Genomic DNA, 16,518 nt, shown 5'->3' on the forward strand with positions numbered 1-16,518 from the left:
TTCGGGTATGCTGGGTGGCAACCAAAGGACAGACAAGTTGACCACCCCGAACATGAACAGCCCCATTCTCGTTACCGGAGCCAGCCAGCGCGTCGGGCTGGCCCTGGCCCTCGAACTGGCACAGGCCGGCCATACGGTGGTCAGTGCCAGCCGCAGCATCCAGCCGCAGGCAGCCCACCCCAACATCGTGCAGTTTCAGGCCGACCTGTGCCAGGCGGGCGACCGCCAGGCGCTGATCGATCACCTGCACGATCGTTATGACGGACTACGCGCCATCATCCACAACGCCTCGCTATGGCTCGACGACGGCCTCGACAACCTCGAGACCATGTTCCGCCTGCACGTCGAAGCGCCCTACCACCTCAACCTGGCCCTGGGCGACCTGCTGGCCAAGGTGGAAAAGGCCGACATCATCCACATCTGCGACGAAACCTCCTCGCGCGGCAGTAAAAGCCACATCGGCTACGCCGCCACCAAGGCCGCGCTGCAGAACATGGTGCTGTCATTCGCCGAAAAATATGCGCCCAAGGTGCGTGTGAACGGTATCCTGCCCGGGCTGCTGATCCTCAAGGAAGGGGGTGACGACGCCTACCGCCAGCAAACCCTGAAAAAGGCCTTGCTGGAGTTCGAACCCGGCGCCGGCCCGCTGATCGAGACCGTCAAGTACCTGCTCGCCAGCCAGTACAGCACCGGCAGCCAGGTGGTCATCAACGGTGGCCGCCACCTGAAGAACCGCATGACTTGAGAGAAGACCATGACCCCACAGCAACAGCTCGAGCTCGAGGCCGCCGCGTTCCGGCGCCTGGTCGAACACCTGCAAAAGCGCACCGATGTACAGAACATCGACCTGATGAACCTGTCCGGTTTCTGCCGCAACTGCCTGTCCAAGTGGTACAAGGCCGCCGCTGACGAGCGTCAGCTGGACCTGAGCCTGGATGATGCCCGCGAAGCGGTGTACGGCATGCCATACGCCGAGTGGAAAGCCCAATACCAGAAAGAAGCCAGCGCCGAACAACAAGCGGCGTTCGAAAAAGGAAAACCTCGTGACTGACCTGAATACCCTGCGCGCAAGCCTGGCCAGCGGCCAACATGTATTTGCCGATACCTTGGCGTTCATTGCCGACAACTACAGCTACCAGCCGCAGGCCTTCAACAACGGCGGCGTGGAGAATGCGGCAGGGCAGAACGAAGGTTCGTGCAAAACCCTGGGCCTGGCCTTGCTTGAAGGGCTGAGCGACCAGGAAGCGCTGCTGGCCTTCGGCGAGCACTACCGTGATGTGTTGGCCACGCCTGAGGGTAGCGACCATGGCAACATCCGTGCACTGATCAAACACGGTCTGGCGGGCGTGAAGTTTGCTGCGCAGCCGCTTGCGCGCAAGGCTTGAGATTGCCGGGGCCGCTTTGCGGCCCCACGATCCTGCGCCCACCCTCAATCCATGATGGTGCCAGGCCCCCCGCCTTCCAGCCTCCCCTGCCGCAACCACTGCAAGGCCACCGGCCACAGGCTTTCGCGAAACCGGTCATGGAAAAACGCGAAATGGCCAATTTCCTCGGCCGAGATATCCACAGGTGCAATGCGCAGGTGCTTTCGCTCGGCACCCTGTAGATAACCCAACAAACGCTCGGTCGCCGCCACGGTCCCGAAAGGATCGTCAGTCAGACTGATGGCCAACGTCGTCGCACGCACCTGGGCGAAAGGTAGCGCCGCCAACGCCCGCCCGCTGGGGCGGTGCTCATAACGTGGGGTACGCGTGGTCCAGTCGTGCACCACGCCGGATGGCGTGTCTTCCAGCCACCCCAGGCGCTTGCCGGGAAAATAGCCGAATACCCGGGTCAGCAGCGGCATGACCACATGCCACTTGCCGAACAGCTGCCAGCGCTGGTTGGCCGCATAGTCGCGCCAGTAGGCGAACTGCGCGCCAACCATCACGACCCGACGGATCTGGCCAGCCGATGGTGCCAGGCCTACTGCACAACCGCCGAAACTGTGCCCCACCACGTCCACCGGCTGACCTGGAAAATGCGCTGCCGCGTGCGCCAGCATGGCTTCGAAATCCAATCGGCCCCAGTCGCTCCAGGAGGCCTGGAAACCACGCAGCGAAGCCGGCCGGGATTCGCCGATGCCACGGTAGTCGTAGGTCAGCACATCGCAGCCGTGGGCGAACAGGTAGTCGGCAAAGCGGGCGTAATAGCGGCAGCGTACCGAAGTGGCAGCGTTGATGATCACCAGCGGGCGCTGGGGATCAGGTTGGGCGTGGCGCCAGCAGAAGCCGCCGAGGCTGTATCCGTCGGCCGCGGGGTGGCGAAATGGGGTAGCGGGTTGGATGAGGCTACTCATGGCGCATGTCCTGTTGTTGTGCGCCAAAACTAGCAAAGATTTTGTAGCCTGTACTGGCCTCTTCGCGGGTGAACCCGCTCCTACAGGGGGAGAACCTGTGGGAGCGGGCTTGCCCGCGAAGAGGCCGGTACAGGCTTACCCGATTACAGCTCGACGCAGTCGAACTTCACATCGGTGGCCACGTCTTTGTCGTAGTCAACGTCAGCGCGCTCGAAGCCGAACAGGTTGAGGAACTGCTTCTTGTAACCGGCGTAGTCAGTCAGCTCGAACAGGTTCTCGGTGGTCACCTGTGGCCACAGGGCCTTGCAGGCGTTTTGCACGTCGTCACGCAGTTCCCAGTCGTCCAGGCGCAGGCGCCCCTTCTCGTCGACCTCTGCCGGCGCACCGTCGGTGCGGTACATACGGTCGCGGTACATGCGGTCGAGCTGGTCCTGGGTGCCTTCGTGAACACCTTTCTCCTGCATGATCTTGAAGACCATCGACAGGTACAGTGGCATCACCGGGATGGCCGAGCTGGCCTGGGTAACCACCGACTTGAGCACCGCCACATTGGCGCCGCCTTTCACTTCACCGGCCAGCTTCTGGTTCAGACGCAGGGCGGTTTCGTCCAGGTCCTGCTTGGCCTGGCCCAGTGCACCGTGCCAGTAGATCGGCCAGGTGATATCGCTGCCGATATAGCTGAAGGCCACGGTGCGAGCGCCTTCGGCCAGTACATTGGCGCCAGCCAGCGCATCGATCCACAGCTGCCAGTCCTGGCCACCCATGACGGTGACGGTATCGGCAATTTCCTGCTCGGTGGCCGGCTCGATGCTGGCCTCGATGATGGTGTCCTTGTTGGTGTCGATGGCGGTCGACTTGTATGGCTGGCCGATCGGCTTGAGTGCCGAGCGAATCACTTCACCGGTCTGCGGCAGCTTGCGCACGGGCGAAGCCAGCGAGTAGATGACCAGGTCGACCTTGCCACCCATTTCGTTCTTGATCAGCTCGATGACCTTGGCGCGAGCTTCGTCGGAGAAGGCGTCACCGTTGATCGACTTGCTGTACAGGCCCTCGGCCTTGGCGAACTTGTCGAAGGCTGCAGCGTTGTACCAGCCAGCAGTGCCGGCCTTGGTCTCGGTGCCTGGTTTTTCGAAGAACACGCCCAGGGTGTCGGCCTTGAAGCCGAAGGCCGCCGTGATGCGGGCAGCCAGGCCGTAGCCGCTGGAAGCACCGATGACCAGGACCTTCTTCGGGCCATCCTCGCGTACGCCCAGCTTGCGGGTGGCTTCGATCTGGTCACGGACGTTGAGCTCGCAGCCCTTCGGGTGAGTCGTGGTGCAGATGAAACCGCGAACCTTAGGATGAATGATGGCCAATGTCTGTACCTCGTCAGGTTTATGCCAGGAAAGCGCCGCTTGGGGCGATTCCGATTGATCAGAGGGTGAGACTACCCCCGCAGGTTATCCGACACATATTACGGGGTGATCAGAGGGATGCAAAACCAGAGTTCTTCTGTGCAGGGAAGGACATGGCTGCTTGAAATCCAGATTGGCGGGTTAGAACGCCGGGCACCCATTGATTTGCTTTTCACATCAATCCGAAAGAAAAACAAACTTAACAAATAAGCCAAACCCGCCGATGCTGGCGGCACTACGCCCATTGCACGGAGAACAACAACATGAACGACGTGGTGATCGTCGCCGCAACCCGTACCGCCATCGGCAGCTTCCAGGGCGCCTTGGCCACAGTGCCTGCGGTTGACCTCGGCGCCGCCGTGATCAAGCAACTGCTGAAACAAACCGGGCTGGACCCGGCGCAGGTCGACGAAGTCATCCTCGGCCAAGTGCTCACTGCCGGTGCCGGTCAGAACCCGGCACGCCAGGCAGCGATCAAGGCTGGCCTACCCTTCAGCGTACCGGCCCTGACCCTGAACAAGATCTGCGGCTCGGGCCTCAAGGCCCTGCACCTTGCCGCCCAGGCGATCCGCTGTGGCGATGCCGAGGTGGTGATTGCCGGTGGCCAGGAGAACATGAGCCTTGCCCCCTACGTGATGCCCTCGGCCCGCACCGGCCAGCGCATGGGCCATGGCCAACTGATCGATAGCATGATCACGGACGGCCTGTGGGATGCCTTCAATGACTACCACATGGGCATCACTGCCGAAAACCTGGTGGACAAGTACGGCCTCAGCCGTGAGCAGCAGGATGCCTTTGCTGCCGAATCGCAGCGCAAGGCAGTGGCAGCGATCGAGGCCGGCCGTTTCGACGCTGAAATCACCCCCATCGTGCTGCCGCAGAAAAAGGGCGAGCCCAAGGTTTTTGCCCGTGACGAGCAACCACGCCCGGACACCACCGCCGAGTCCCTGGCCAAACTGCGCCCGGCCTTCAAGAAGGACGGCAGCGTCACCGCAGGCAATGCCTCCAGCCTGAACGACGGCGCCGCCGCCGTGCTTTTGATGAGCGCAGCGAAGGCCGAGGCGTTGGGCCTGCCGGTGCTGGCGAAGATCGCCGCCTACGCCAGTGCCGGGGTAGACCCCGCGATCATGGGCATTGGTCCGGTTTCGGCGACCCAGCGTTGCCTGGACAAGGCCGGTTGGCAACTGGCCGAACTGGACCTGATCGAAGCCAACGAAGCCTTTGCCGCCCAGGCGCTGGCCGTGGGCAATGCGCTGGCATGGGATGCCGCGCGGGTTAACGTCAATGGAGGAGCGATTGCCCTGGGCCACCCGATTGGTGCTTCCGGGTGCAGGGTGCTGGTGACCCTGTTGCACGAGATGATCAAACGGGATGTCAAGAAAGGCCTGGCGACCTTGTGCATTGGTGGTGGACAAGGGGTGGCGCTGGCCATCGAGCGCTGATTGATTCAAGCAGGCCCGGCCTCTTCGCGGGTGAACCCGCTCCTACGCTGATCTGTGGCGGACACACATCGGTGATTGGGCGCACGCCGTCGTAGGAGCGGGTTTACCCGCGAAAGGGCCGGCACAGGCAGCAACCGTTCAAGCCGCGACTCGGTCCTGCTCCAGCGACGCGGCCAGCACCGCCACTTCCTGGCACTTCTGCACGGCCAGTTCCACTGGAATCTCCAGCAACGAACAAGCCGGCGCCAACCACAGCCGCTCACCCAGGCGTTCATGGGCTTCGTGCAGCAGCCCCAGGGTCTTGCCCAAATCACAAGGCGAGGCGTTGCGACCGTCGACCAGGCCCAGCGACAGTACCTTGTAGGCCGGCAGGCGATCGAGAATGGTCTGGTACTGCTCGGGCGCCTGAACCAGATCGACGTGCAGGCCATCAACCGGCAGGTTGGCGGCCAGGCCGAGGTTGCCTTCCAGGCCACCGAAGTACGTGGCGATCAGCTTCTTCAACGGTGCGCGTTGAAGGATGTTGTAGACGCGTTCATAGGCGTTTTTCCAGTCCTGGGGCAGCGCCTGGGCGAGGATGGGTTCATCGATCTGCACCCATTCAACGCCCAGGGCGGCCAGGCGGTTGAGGAGCTGGTCATACACAGGCAGCAGGCGGTCAAGCAGCTCCAGCTTGTCGAAGTCACCGCCCAGGGTCTGGCCCTGCCACAGGTAGGTCAAAGGGCCGATCACTACCGGCTTCACTGCATGACCCAGAGCCTTGGCGTGCTCCACTTCTTCGAACAGTGGTTCCCAGTTCAGAACGAACGGCTGATCGCCTGCGCTAAGCACGTGGCTGTCCCAGGCGAAGTCGCCGACCGGCAGCAGCTCGATGCCAGCGTCTTTCTGCACCTGCCAGTGGCGGGCACGCAGCTCGCGGTCACGGCCGATGTGTGGAAAGCCCAGGTTATGTGCCAGTGCCATGTCTTGTCCCTTCAGCATGCTTGAATGAATGAGGGGATTCTCCGGCTGGCGGAGTATTGAGACAAACTCATTAAATTTGAGATGAACCCAAGAAATCTTCATGATCATGCTGTCATGGTCTTCGCGCCCCATGTCTCATTCAGATCACCACCTTGCGCATCCGGACATGACCCGGCTCGCCTTCTGCCGCACAATGCCACCCTGACCACACCAGGTGCCCGGCCAATATGAGCCTGCTGAAAACCGCCCTGCGCGAACAGAACTTCGTCTGCGTAATGGAGTTCGTCCCCAAGCCTTCCGCAGAACGCTTTGCCGCCATGGAAGCGATCCTGGCCCGTGCGCACCTGTGCGGCTGGCCCATGACCGTGGCCATCGGTGATCGTGTCGGCAGCCCGCTGGACATGTCACCGCTGGACGCCCTCGCCTCGTTCAGCAACCCGGTGCCTGCCCTGCCGCATTTTTCAGGCAAGGATCGCGAACGCCACCACCTGCTCGCCCAACTGCAGCGCATGGACGCCGCCGGCCTCGACCAGCTGTTACTGCTGACTGGCGACCGCCTGCCCGGCCATGAACCTGGCCAGCGCCCGGTGCGTTATCTGGAATCGGTCGCCGCCCTGCAGGTTGCCCGCCAGGCCTGCCCGCACTGGCTGCTGGGTGCGGCGCTGAACCCGTTCAAGTACCACGAGGAAGAAGGCGGCGCCCAGTACTTCAAGGCCGAGAAAAAGCTGGCAGCGGGGGCTGACTTCCTCACCTTGCAGCTGGGCTTCGATGCCGCCAAGCATCAGGAAGCCATACACTGGATGCGCCGTCAGGCCTCACCCAAGCCCATGCTGGCCTGCCTCATGAGCCTCACCCACGGGCGCGCGACGATGCTCGACCACGTGGCCGGCGTGACTGTCACGCCATCCATGCGCGACATGCTCGAAGCGGAGACGGCGCAGTCCAAGGCCTTTGCCCAGGCGCGCAGTGTTGACCGCCTGGCCTTGCAGATTATCGGTACAAAGCTGATGGGCTACGCCGGTGTGCACCTGTCAGGGGTTCACACGCTCGAACAGCTGCTGGCCCTGGAGACCCGTATCGAGTACTGGCAAACCCAGGTTCAGTCCCTGGAGCAATGGGCACCGGCCTGGCACGCCAGCTGGCAGATGCCTGGCCTGCCGGCGGTGACCTTCCATCCGCCACAGGCTGGCTGGCGCCTGGACGAGTCACGGGTCGATGCCTCATTCAAGGAAAAAGCCCGCTATCACCTGATGCATGGCATGCACGCACTGCTGTTCAGCCGGCGCAACAGCCTGAGCAAGGCCTTCGGCTGGGCGGTGCGCCAGCCTCTGTGGGGTACACGCGTCGGCGCACACGTGCTGCACACGCTGGAGCGCAGTGTGAAGCGCCCGCTGGTGGGTTGCGACACCTGCGGCCGTTGCCGCCTGGAAGACACCTTGTATATCTGCCCGGAAACCTGCCCTAAAGGCCTGGCCAATGGCCCTTGCGGCGGAACCGCCCTGAACCGCTGCGAGTTCGGCGACCGCGAGTGCATCCACAGCGTCAAGTACCGCACCGCCAAAGCCGTGCGGCAAACCGCTGTGCTGACCGAGCGCCTGATCCCGTGCATCGAGGTCGAAACCCGCCACCGCAGCTCATGGCCGCAGTGGTTCGCGGGGCAGGCACCGCAGCGGCTCAGCCCGCAGCCATTGCCTCGAAGCCAGCCCGAATCGTAGCCTCGGGCAGTTCATCGGCAATGAACACCATCACGCTCTCGCGCGCTTCGCCTGCGGCCCACTCGGCGTCCCAGTCGAAGCCATAAAGCTTGAGCACGCCCTGAAACACCAGCTTGCGCTCCTCGCCGGCAATGTTCAGCACGCCCTTGTAGCGCAGCAGCTGTTTGCCGTGAGTTTCCAGCAGCTCGTTCATGAAGCTGCTGAGGCGGTCGATATCCAGCGGGGCTTCGGTACGCAGCACCATCGTGGAAATGCGGTCCGGGGTGGCAGGCTTGAGCACCGGTCGCAACATCGGTTTCAGGTTCACCCCAAGGTCAGGGTTGAGGTTGAAACCTCGCACATCCAGTAACTCAGCCAGGTCGATGCAGCCGTGTTCGACCACACGGATCGCAGCCCTGCTATTGATGCGGGCCAGGCGTTCGCGCAGGGCTTCAACCGCAGCCGGCTCGACCAGGTCGGTCTTGCTCAGCAGCAGACGATCGGCAAAGCCGACCTGCGCCTGAGCGATGGTCTGGGTCAGGTGCAGTTCGGCATGCGCGGCATCGACAAGGGTGATGATGCCGTCGAGGATGTAGCGCTCACGCAGCTCTTCGTCGATGAAGAACGTTTGCGCGACCGGCGCCGGGTCGGCCAGGCCGGTGCATTCGATCACCAGGCGATCGAAGGCGATTTCCCCGGCATCCAGGCGTTCAAGCAGCAGGTACAGCGCGCGAGTCAGGTCGCCATGGATGCTGCAGCATACACAACCGTTGGCCAAGGTCATGACCTGCACCGGCTGTTCCCCCAGCAGTTGGCTGTCGATGCCGGCCTCGCTGAATTCGTTTTCGATCACGGCGAGCTTCAGGCCATGCTCGGCCTTGAGCATGTACTTGAGCAAGGTGGTCTTGCCGGCACCGAGGAAGCCTGTGAGGACGGTTACGGGAATGGGCATCTGCACGCAAAATACTCCTGAATCTGAAAATGACTGTGGGAGCCGGTTACCCAGGCTCCCACAGGTTTACACGAACCGCAGGCTCAACAGCACTTGGGCCCGGACTTGCCACCGTAACGTGCTTCCTGACGTTCGCGGAAGAATGCCTCGTAGCTCATCACCGGCTTGTCCGGATGCGTTTTCTGCATGTGTTCGACATAGTTGTCGTAGTCGGGCATGCCGACCATCAGGCGGGCTGCCTGCCCCAGGTATTTGCCCAGTCGACCCAAGTCGTTGAACATGATTGCAGTCCTCTCGATTACGCGTCAGGCAACGCCTGGAACGGGGTTTCCTTGTCGCTGCGTTCTTTGCGGCCCAAGGCGGCGTAGCCGACCTTGATGGCGAAGAACAGGATGCTGAAGACCACCAGCAGGAACAAGATCGTCAGGCCCGCGTTGGTGTAGGCGTTGAAGATCACGTGCTGCATCTGCCCGATGTCCTTGGCCGGGGCCAGTACCTGGCCGGCGTCCAGCGCAGTGCTGTACTTCTTGGCCAAGGCCAGGAAGCCGACAGCCGGGTTGGGGTCGAACAGCTTGATCAGGCCTGCAGCCGTGGTGCAGATCAGCAGCCATACGGCCGGCAGCAGGGTGACCCAGATGTAGCGCTGACGCTTCATCTTGATCAGCACCACAGTACCGAGCATCAAGGCGATACCGGCCAGCATCTGGTTGGAGATACCAAACAGCGGCCACAGGGTGTTGATGCCACCCAGCGGGTCGATGACGCCCTGGTACAGCAGATAGCCCCAGAGCGCCACGCAGCCAGCAGTGGCAAGCAGGTTTGCCCCCCACGATTCGGTGCGTTTGAGCGCAGGCACGAAGCTGCCCAGCAGGTCCTGCAGCATGAAGCGCCCGGCACGGGTACCAGCGTCTACCGCCGTGAGAATGAACAGCGCCTCGAACAGGATCGCGAAGTGGTACCAGAAGGCCATGGTGTTTTCACCTGGCAACACCTGGTGCAGGATCTGCGCGATACCGACCGCCAGGGTTGGCGCACCGCCGGCACGGGCCAGGATGGTGTGCTCGCCGATGTCACGGGCAACGGCTTCGAGCTGCTCGGGTGTAATCAGGAAGCCCCAACTGCTGACAGTCTGCGCCACCGACGCGACATCGGTACCGACCACTGCCGCCGGGCTGTTCATGGCGAAGTACACGCCCGGTTCGATCACCGAGGCCGCAACCATGGCCATGATGGCGACGAACGATTCCATCAGCATGCCGCCGTAGCCGATATAGCGGGCGTTGGTTTCGTTATCCAGCAGCTTGGGGGTGGTCCCCGAGGAAATCAGCGCGTGGAAGCCGGACACCGCACCACAGGCAATGGTGATGAACAGGAACGGGAACAGGGTACCCTTCCACACCGGGCCCGTACCGTCGGTGAACTGGGTCAGCGCCGGCATTTTCAGCTCAGGTGCGATGATCAGGATACCGATGGCCAGGCCAAGGATCGTGCCGATCTTGAGGAAGGTCGACAGGTAGTCACGCGGCGCCAGCACCAGCCACACTGGCAGCACGGCGGCGACAAAACCGTAGCCCACCAGCATCCAGGTGATCTGCACGCCGGTGAACGTGAACGCCGGGCCCCACACCGGGTCCGCAGCGATCACGCCGCCCAGCCAGATCGAGGCCAGCAGCAGTACCACACCAACGACCGAGATTTCGCCAATACGGCCCGGACGGATGTAGCGCATGTAGATGCCCATGAACATCGCGATCGGGATGGTCGCCATCACCGTGAACATGCCCCATGGGCTTTCGGCCAGGGCCTTGACCACGATCAACGCCAGCACCGCGAGGATGATGATCATGATCAGGAAACAGCCGAACAGGGCGATGGTGCCCGGGATTCTGCCCATTTCCTCGCGCACCATGTCGCCCAGCGAGCGCCCGTTGCGGCGGGTAGACAGGAACAGGACCATGAAGTCCTGCACCGCACCGGCCAGCACCACGCCGGCGATCAGCCAGAGCGTGCCGGGCAGGTAGCCCATTTGCGCGGCGAGTACCGGCCCGACCAAGGGGCCTGCGCCGGCGATGGCAGCGAAGTGGTGACCGAAAAGAATGTGTTTGTTGGTCGGGACGTAGTCCAGGCCGTCGTTGTTGAGCACCGCCGGGGTGGCACGGCGCGGGTCGAGTTGCATCACCTTGGTGGCGATGAACAGGCTGTAGTAACGATAGGCGACCAGGTAGATGGCCACTGCCGCGACCACGATCCACAAGGCGTTGATCGCCTCGCCGCGACGCAGGGCAACCACACCCAGTGCGCAGGCGCCTATGACTGCCAGCGCCAGCCACGGAATATGGCGTAGCAGGCTATTATTGTTGTTCATGGTTAGCTTCCAGCTGGTGGATTGGAAAGACCGCCCACCGAGTCTAGGGCCAGTCAAGCGGCATTGCCACACTTGCTTCGTTCTAGAGCCTCTGCGGCCAGATTGCAGTACCTGATGCACATGCAACTCTAACTATAGTCAGGATGACACCTGATGACCTATTCGAGGATCCATGCCATGAGCGATCATGACGAACGCCGCCGCTTTCAACGCATCGACTTCGATGCCCCCACCGAGCTGCGCCAGGGGCTGAAACGCTGGCCTGCAAAACTGCTGGACCTTTCACTCAAAGGCTTGCTGATCGAACGCCCGGCAGACTGGGATGCCGACCTGACTCAGGATTTCGACGCCATCATCGACCTGGACAACGAGGTCCGTGTGCAGATGCAGGTCGAACTGCGCCACGAAGAACCGGACCGCCTGGGCTTCATCTGCCTGTACATCGACGTCGATTCGATGACCCATTTGCACCGTCTTGTGGAATTGAACGTGGCTGACAGCACCGAAATGATGCGTGAGCTGCGCGAACTCATCGAATAATGAAATCTCTTAGCTAGCTAATAGCCCTCCCACCTGGTGTTTCTTGTCTACCCAGACAGCTTTAAGCCTGGGTAGCGATGCTTTGTACACACCCTTCTAATACAGCTTCTGCCAAGTTGGTACGCCTTCTGCATTGGGTTTTAGCACACCCTGCAGCCAGACCTGTTCGCGCTCCGATCAAAATATTGTATACAATTCTTGTGGCAATCATTTGTAGGAAGTGTCTACAGTAGCGGCACAACAATAAACAGAGAGCCTGCTCCATGACTACGTCCCCTAGCACGTCTCCCGCCAAGCGACCCGAGGATGAAAACCTCGGCCTTGGTGCCAACCTGGCCTATGGTCTGCAGCATGTGCTGACCATGTATGGTGGGATCGTCGCAGTACCCCTGATCCTGGGGCAGGCCGCGGGCCTGAATGGTGCCGAAATCGGCATGCTGATCGCCGCCTCGCTGTTCGCCGGTGGCCTTGCCACCCTGCTGCAGACCCTTGGCCTGCCGTTCTTCGGTTGCCAGTTGCCACTGGTGCAAGGCGTGTCGTTCGCCGGTGTGGCGACCATGGGTGCGATCCTGAGCAGCGAGGGGGGCGGTGGCCTGCCAGGGGTGCTTGGCGCGGTCATGGCTGCGTCGCTGATCGGCTTTCTGATCACGCCGGTGTTCTCGCGCATCACCAAGTTCTTCCCGCCGCTGGTGACCGGCATCGTCATCACCACCATCGGCCTGACCCTGATGCCGGTTGCCGCACGTTGGGTAATGGGTGGCAATAGCGCCTCGCCGGAGTTCGGCAGCATGGCCAACATCGGCCTGGCCGCGCTGACCTTCGCCATCGTGCTGCTGCTGAGCAAGCTTGGCAGCGCCACCATCTCACGCCTGTCGATCCTGCTGGCCATGGTGGTCGGCACGCTGATCGCCTGGGCATTGGGCATGACCGATTTCAGCAAGGTCGGCGAAGGCCCGATGTTCGCCTTCCCTACGCCTTTCCACTTTGGCATGCCGGAGTTCCACATCGCCGCGATCCTGTCGATGTGTATCGTGATCATGGTCACCCTGGTGGAAACGTCGGCCGATATCCTCGCCGTGGGTGAGATCATCGACACCAAGGTGGACTCCAAGCGCCTGGGCAACGGCCTGCGCGCCGACATGGCATCGAGCATCCTGGCGCCGATTTTCGGTTCGTTCACCCAGAGCGCGTTCGCCCAGAACGTCGGCCTGGTGGCCGTGACCGGGGTCAAGAGCCGCTACGTGGTGGCTACCGGCGGCGTGATTCTGGTGGTACTCGGCTTGCTGCCAGTCATGGGCCGGGTGATTGCCGCCGTGCCTACCCCGGTACTGGGCGGCGCCGGTATCGTGCTGTTCGGCACCGTGGCGGCCAGCGGTATCCGCACCCTGTCCAAGGTCAGCTACAAGAACAACGTCAACCTGATCATCGTCGCGGCCTCGCTGGGCTTCGGCATGATCCCGATTGCCGCACCGACCTTCTACCACCACTTCCCGAACTGGTTCGAGACCATCTTCCACTCCGGCATCAGCTCGGCGGCGATCATGGCCATCCTGCTGAACCTGATCTTCAACCATTTCACCACCGGCAACTCGGAAAACCAGTCAGTGTTCGCTGCAGCCTACGAGCGCACCATCCAGTATTCGGACATTTCCGCGCTGCGTGATGGGGACTACTTCAAGGATGGCAAGCTGTTCGATGCCGAGGGTAACGAAGTGCCGATGCTGGAACTGGACGAGCACGGCAATGAAACGGTCAGGCGCACGGCCGTTGCCGAGCACTGACGGGTTGCAGGAGCGAGCTTGCTCGCTCCTGCACGCTATTCGAACAATGCATCCAGCGCCTGTTCCAGCCGGGTAACGGCAATCACCTGCAACCCCGCAGGCGCTTCTTTCGGCGCATTGCCCTTGGGCACGATGGCACGCTTGAAGCCGTGCTTGGCCGCTTCCTTCAAGCGCTCCTGGCCACTGGGTACCGGGCGTACCTCGCCCGACAATCCGATCTCGCCAAACACCAGCAAACCATGGGCCAGTGGCCGGTTGCGCAAGCTCGACATCACCGCCGCCAGCAGGGCCAGGTCCGAAGCCGTTTCCAGCACCTTCACCCCGCCGACCACGTTGAGAAACACATCCTGGTCATGGGTCGGGATACCGCCATGGCGGTGGAGCACCGCCAACAACATGGCCAGACGGTTCTGGTCCAGGCCCAAGGTTACCCGCCGCGGGTTGGCCAGATGGCTATCGTCGACCAGCGCCTGCACCTCGACCAGCATTGGCCGGGTACCCTCCCAGGTTGCCATCACCACGCTACCCGGCACCTCTTCCTGGGTACGGTTGAGGAAGATCGCCGACGGGTTGGATACCTCCTTGAGGCCACGATCGGTCATGCCGAACACGCCCAGCTCATTGACCGCGCCAAAACGATTCTTGACCGCCCGCAGCAAGCGCAGGCGGCCATCGGACTCACCTTCGAAATACAGCACCGTGTCGACCATGTGCTCCAGCACCCTTGGGCCAGCCAGCGAGCCCTCCTTGGTCACGTGGCCGACCAGGAAGATTGCCGTACCGCTTTGCTTGGCATAGCGCACCAGCAACGCTGTGCTTTCGCGCACCTGGGCCACGCCGCCCGGGGCCGATTGCAACTGCTCGGTGAAAATGGTCTGGATCGAGTCGATCACCATTACCCGCGGCTTCTCGACCCGCGCCGTGGCAATGATCGTCTCGATGCAGGTTTCGGTCATCACCTTGAGTTGGTCCTGGGGTAGGCCCAGCCGCCGCGAGCGCATGGCCACCTGCTGCTGCGACTCCTCCCCCGTGACATACAGGGCCGGCATGCCCACGGCAATGTTGCACAAGGTCTGTAGCAAAATGGTCGACTTGCCGATGCCGGGGTCACCGCCAATCAGCACCACCGAGCCATCCACCAGGCCGCCACCCAGCACGCGGTCCAGTTCGGTGCTGCTGGTCGTGAAACGCGGGATTTCCTCGACACTGACTTCGGCCAGGGTCTTGATCTGCGCCTGCTGCCCTGTCCAGCCAGCGCGACCGCTGCTGGGTGCAGCAGCGCCGCCGCTTTCGATCATGGTTTCGACCAGGGTGTTCCAGGCCCCGCATTCGCCGCACTGGCCGGCCCATTTGGGGAAGGTCGCGCCGCATTCGGTGCAGCCATACAAGCGCTTGGCCTTGGCCATGGGTGAGGTCTCCTGGAAAAATTCGCCATGATAGCTGAGCAGGACGTGTCTCGAACGCCTCGGGATGCGACAAAACTATTCGTTCTAACTGCAGTCAGTAGCCCTGAACACAACGCATGAAGCGTTTAAGTGGCTTACACTGCCTTAACCTTACCTTTTGTTACAAGGAACCAAACATGGGCATGCTCAACGAGTTCAAGGCTTTCGCAGTCAAAGGCAATGTCGTCGACATGGCGGTCGGTATCATCATCGGCGCGGCCTTCGGCAAGATCGTCTCGTCCTTCGTCGGCGACGTGATCATGCCGCCACTGGGCCTGCTGATCGGTGGCGTGGACTTCAGCGATCTGGCCATTACCCTGAAGGCTGCCGAAGGTGACGTACCAGCGGTGGTGCTGGCGTATGGCAAGTTCATCCAGACCGTAATCGACTTCGTGATCGTGGCCTTTGCCATCTTCATGGGCGTGAAGGCGATCAACAAGCTCAAGCGTGAAGAAGCCGTGGCGCCGACTACGCCGCCTGTGCCTTCGGCAGAAGAGACGCTGCTGACCGAAATCCGCGATTTGCTCAAGACGCAGAACCAGAATCGCTTGCCTTGAAATTGCCGGGGGCGCTGTAGGGGCGGGCCTGCTGGCGAAGAGTCCAGTGCGGTGGATGGCACCGGCTTCGCCGGTGTTCGCGGGTGAACCGCGCCTACAGGCCCCACAACGGCCGCAATGGTCTTACCAGTAGTTCTCGACAGCCACCTGCCCGGGCCGCTTGCTCAGGCTCAGTTGCAAGTCTCGCGCCTTGAGGACCTTGCGGGTTTCGTCGATCATTTCCGGGTTACCGCACAGCATCACCCGCGAATGCTCCGGCGACAGCTCAAGCCCTGCCGCCTTCTCCAGCTCGCCATTCTCGATCAACGTGGTAATGCGCTGATTCAACGCCCCAGGGTGTTGTTCACGGGTCACCACGGGAATGAACTGCAACTTGCCCGCGTACTCGGCCAGGTACTCGCGCTGTTCCAGCCCGGCAATTTCATCCACATAGGCCAGCTCCTTCGCTTCGCGCACTGAATACACCAGCTTGATGCTGTCGAAGCGCTCCCAGGCCTCGAAGTCCTGCAGGATCGACATAAAGGGCGCAATGCCGGTACCGGTAGCCAGCAGCCACAGGTCACGACCTCCGACGAAGCGGTCGAGGGTGAGAAAACCAAACGCCTGGCGGTCGATCAGCAACGTATCGCCTGCCCCCAAACGGCTCAGCTCACTGGTGAATTCACCACCTGGCACCACGATGGAAAAGAAATCCAGGTGCTCGTCATGAGGGGCGCTGACCATGGAATAGGCGCGCCACACCACACTACCATCGGCCTTGGTCACACCTAGCCGGGCAAATTGGCCGGAACGGAAACGGAACCCCGCATCGCGCGTAACCCGCAGGCTGAAGAGGTTCGGCGTCAGTGGCTGAACATCGAGCAGTGTCTGGCGAGTGAACTTTTCGGCGCTAGCGGTCATATCGGGCTCCAGGGTTGGCGTGTGCACAGTGTCGCCTAAAGTGGCCAGGATAAAAACCACCGCTTTGTAGGGCCTCATCCAGGGTGAACGCGCCGAACTCGCAGAAAATCCTGTTCGCTATAATCGAGTAGGAGGCGGATTCACACC

At 61.9% G+C, this 16,518-nt stretch carries 16 protein-coding genes; 8 read left to right on the forward strand and 8 right to left on the reverse strand.

Translation table 11 applies throughout. The features are described from left to right. The first annotated feature begins 7 nt into the window (after positions 1-7). Genes folM through LU682_RS25255 form a run of 3 tightly spaced genes read left to right on the forward strand, consistent with a single transcriptional unit; the run spans position 8 to position 1,385 of the window. Positions 8-745: a dihydromonapterin reductase gene (folM, locus tag LU682_RS25245; protein ID WP_010955293.1), complete on the forward strand. Its 738-nt coding sequence runs from the start codon at positions 8-10 to the stop codon at positions 743-745. 9 nt (positions 746-754) lie between these two features. After that, a complete protein-coding gene (locus LU682_RS25250) occupies positions 755-1,051 on the forward strand; it encodes a DUF1244 domain-containing protein (RefSeq protein WP_010955294.1) in 297 nt (98 codons plus the stop codon). After that, positions 1,044-1,385, forward strand: coding sequence for a HopJ type III effector protein (locus tag LU682_RS25255; RefSeq protein ID WP_014592347.1), 342 nt, complete (start codon positions 1,044-1,046; stop codon positions 1,383-1,385). Before LU682_RS25250 ends, LU682_RS25255 begins: the two co-directional genes overlap by 8 nt. Positions 1,386-1,429: 44 nt before the next feature. On the opposite strand, the gene LU682_RS25260 is transcribed toward LU682_RS25255, so the two are convergent. Both LU682_RS25260 and fabV read right to left on the reverse strand, forming a co-directional pair. Continuing rightward, positions 1,430-2,338, reverse strand: coding sequence for an alpha/beta hydrolase family protein (locus tag LU682_RS25260; RefSeq protein WP_060489783.1), 909 nt, complete (start codon positions 2,336-2,338; stop codon positions 1,430-1,432). 143 nt (positions 2,339-2,481) lie between these two features. Beyond that, complete coding sequence (fabV, locus tag LU682_RS25265) at positions 2,482-3,693, reverse strand: enoyl-ACP reductase FabV (protein WP_010955296.1); 1,212 nt, start codon at positions 3,691-3,693, stop codon at positions 2,482-2,484. A 302-nt stretch (positions 3,694-3,995) separates the two neighbouring features. Here fabV and LU682_RS25270 point away from each other — a divergent pair, with 302 nt between their 5' ends. Then, the gene (locus tag LU682_RS25270; protein ID WP_232857569.1) at positions 3,996-5,174 is read left to right on the forward strand and encodes an acetyl-CoA C-acetyltransferase; all 1,179 of its coding nucleotides are present in this window, start codon (positions 3,996-3,998) and stop codon (positions 5,172-5,174) included. Positions 5,175-5,312: 138 nt separating this feature from the next. On the opposite strand, the gene LU682_RS25275 is transcribed toward LU682_RS25270, so the two are convergent. After that, positions 5,313-6,137: a 5-methyltetrahydropteroyltriglutamate--homocysteine methyltransferase gene (locus LU682_RS25275; protein WP_010955298.1), complete on the reverse strand. Its 825-nt coding sequence runs from the start codon at positions 6,135-6,137 to the stop codon at positions 5,313-5,315. A 227-nt stretch (positions 6,138-6,364) separates the two neighbouring features. On the opposite strand from LU682_RS25275, the gene LU682_RS25280 reads away from it, so the two are divergent. Continuing rightward, a complete protein-coding gene (locus LU682_RS25280) occupies positions 6,365-7,852 on the forward strand; it encodes a methylenetetrahydrofolate reductase C-terminal domain-containing protein (RefSeq protein ID WP_010955299.1) in 1,488 nt (495 codons plus the stop codon). On the opposite strand, the gene yjiA is transcribed toward LU682_RS25280, so the two are convergent. From yjiA to LU682_RS25295, 3 genes are all read right to left on the reverse strand, one after another. Beyond that, positions 7,812-8,789: a GTPase gene (gene yjiA, locus LU682_RS25285; protein ID WP_049587087.1), complete on the reverse strand. Its 978-nt coding sequence runs from the start codon at positions 8,787-8,789 to the stop codon at positions 7,812-7,814. The two genes, LU682_RS25280 and yjiA, sit on opposite strands and share 41 nt — an antisense overlap. A gap of 77 nt (positions 8,790-8,866) precedes the next feature. Beyond that, the gene (locus LU682_RS25290; protein ID WP_003251633.1) at positions 8,867-9,064 is read right to left on the reverse strand and encodes a YbdD/YjiX family protein; all 198 of its coding nucleotides are present in this window, start codon (positions 9,062-9,064) and stop codon (positions 8,867-8,869) included. Between the two features lie 17 nt (positions 9,065-9,081). Then, positions 9,082-11,148 (reverse strand): carbon starvation CstA family protein, encoded by a 2,067-nt coding sequence (locus LU682_RS25295; RefSeq protein WP_004577217.1) that lies wholly within the window; start codon positions 11,146-11,148, stop codon positions 9,082-9,084. Positions 11,149-11,325: 177 nt separating this feature from the next. Here LU682_RS25295 and LU682_RS25300 point away from each other — a divergent pair, with 177 nt between their 5' ends. Then, positions 11,326-11,688 (forward strand): PilZ domain-containing protein, encoded by a 363-nt coding sequence (locus tag LU682_RS25300; RefSeq protein ID WP_029615590.1) that lies wholly within the window; start codon positions 11,326-11,328, stop codon positions 11,686-11,688. A gap of 263 nt (positions 11,689-11,951) precedes the next feature. After that, positions 11,952-13,469: a nucleobase:cation symporter-2 family protein gene (locus tag LU682_RS25305; RefSeq protein ID WP_010955302.1), complete on the forward strand. Its 1,518-nt coding sequence runs from the start codon at positions 11,952-11,954 to the stop codon at positions 13,467-13,469. A 35-nt stretch (positions 13,470-13,504) separates the two neighbouring features. On the opposite strand, the gene radA is transcribed toward LU682_RS25305, so the two are convergent. Next, positions 13,505-14,875, reverse strand: coding sequence for a DNA repair protein RadA (radA, locus tag LU682_RS25310; protein WP_003251626.1), 1,371 nt, complete (start codon positions 14,873-14,875; stop codon positions 13,505-13,507). Between the two features lie 176 nt (positions 14,876-15,051). On the opposite strand from radA, the gene mscL reads away from it, so the two are divergent. After that, positions 15,052-15,471 carry a large-conductance mechanosensitive channel protein MscL gene (gene mscL, locus LU682_RS25315; protein WP_010955303.1) on the forward strand — a complete coding sequence of 140 codons (420 nt, stop codon included), beginning with the start codon at positions 15,052-15,054 and terminating at the stop codon, positions 15,469-15,471. A gap of 123 nt (positions 15,472-15,594) precedes the next feature. Here mscL and LU682_RS25320 read toward each other — a convergent pair whose 3' ends face one another. Then, a complete protein-coding gene (locus tag LU682_RS25320) occupies positions 15,595-16,371 on the reverse strand; it encodes a ferredoxin--NADP reductase (RefSeq protein ID WP_010955304.1) in 777 nt (258 codons plus the stop codon). Positions 16,372-16,518: the final 147 nt, after the last annotated feature.

It is taken from the genome of Pseudomonas alloputida (genome assembly GCF_021283545.2).
Lineage (GTDB): Bacteria > Pseudomonadota > Gammaproteobacteria > Pseudomonadales > Pseudomonadaceae > Aquipseudomonas > Aquipseudomonas alloputida.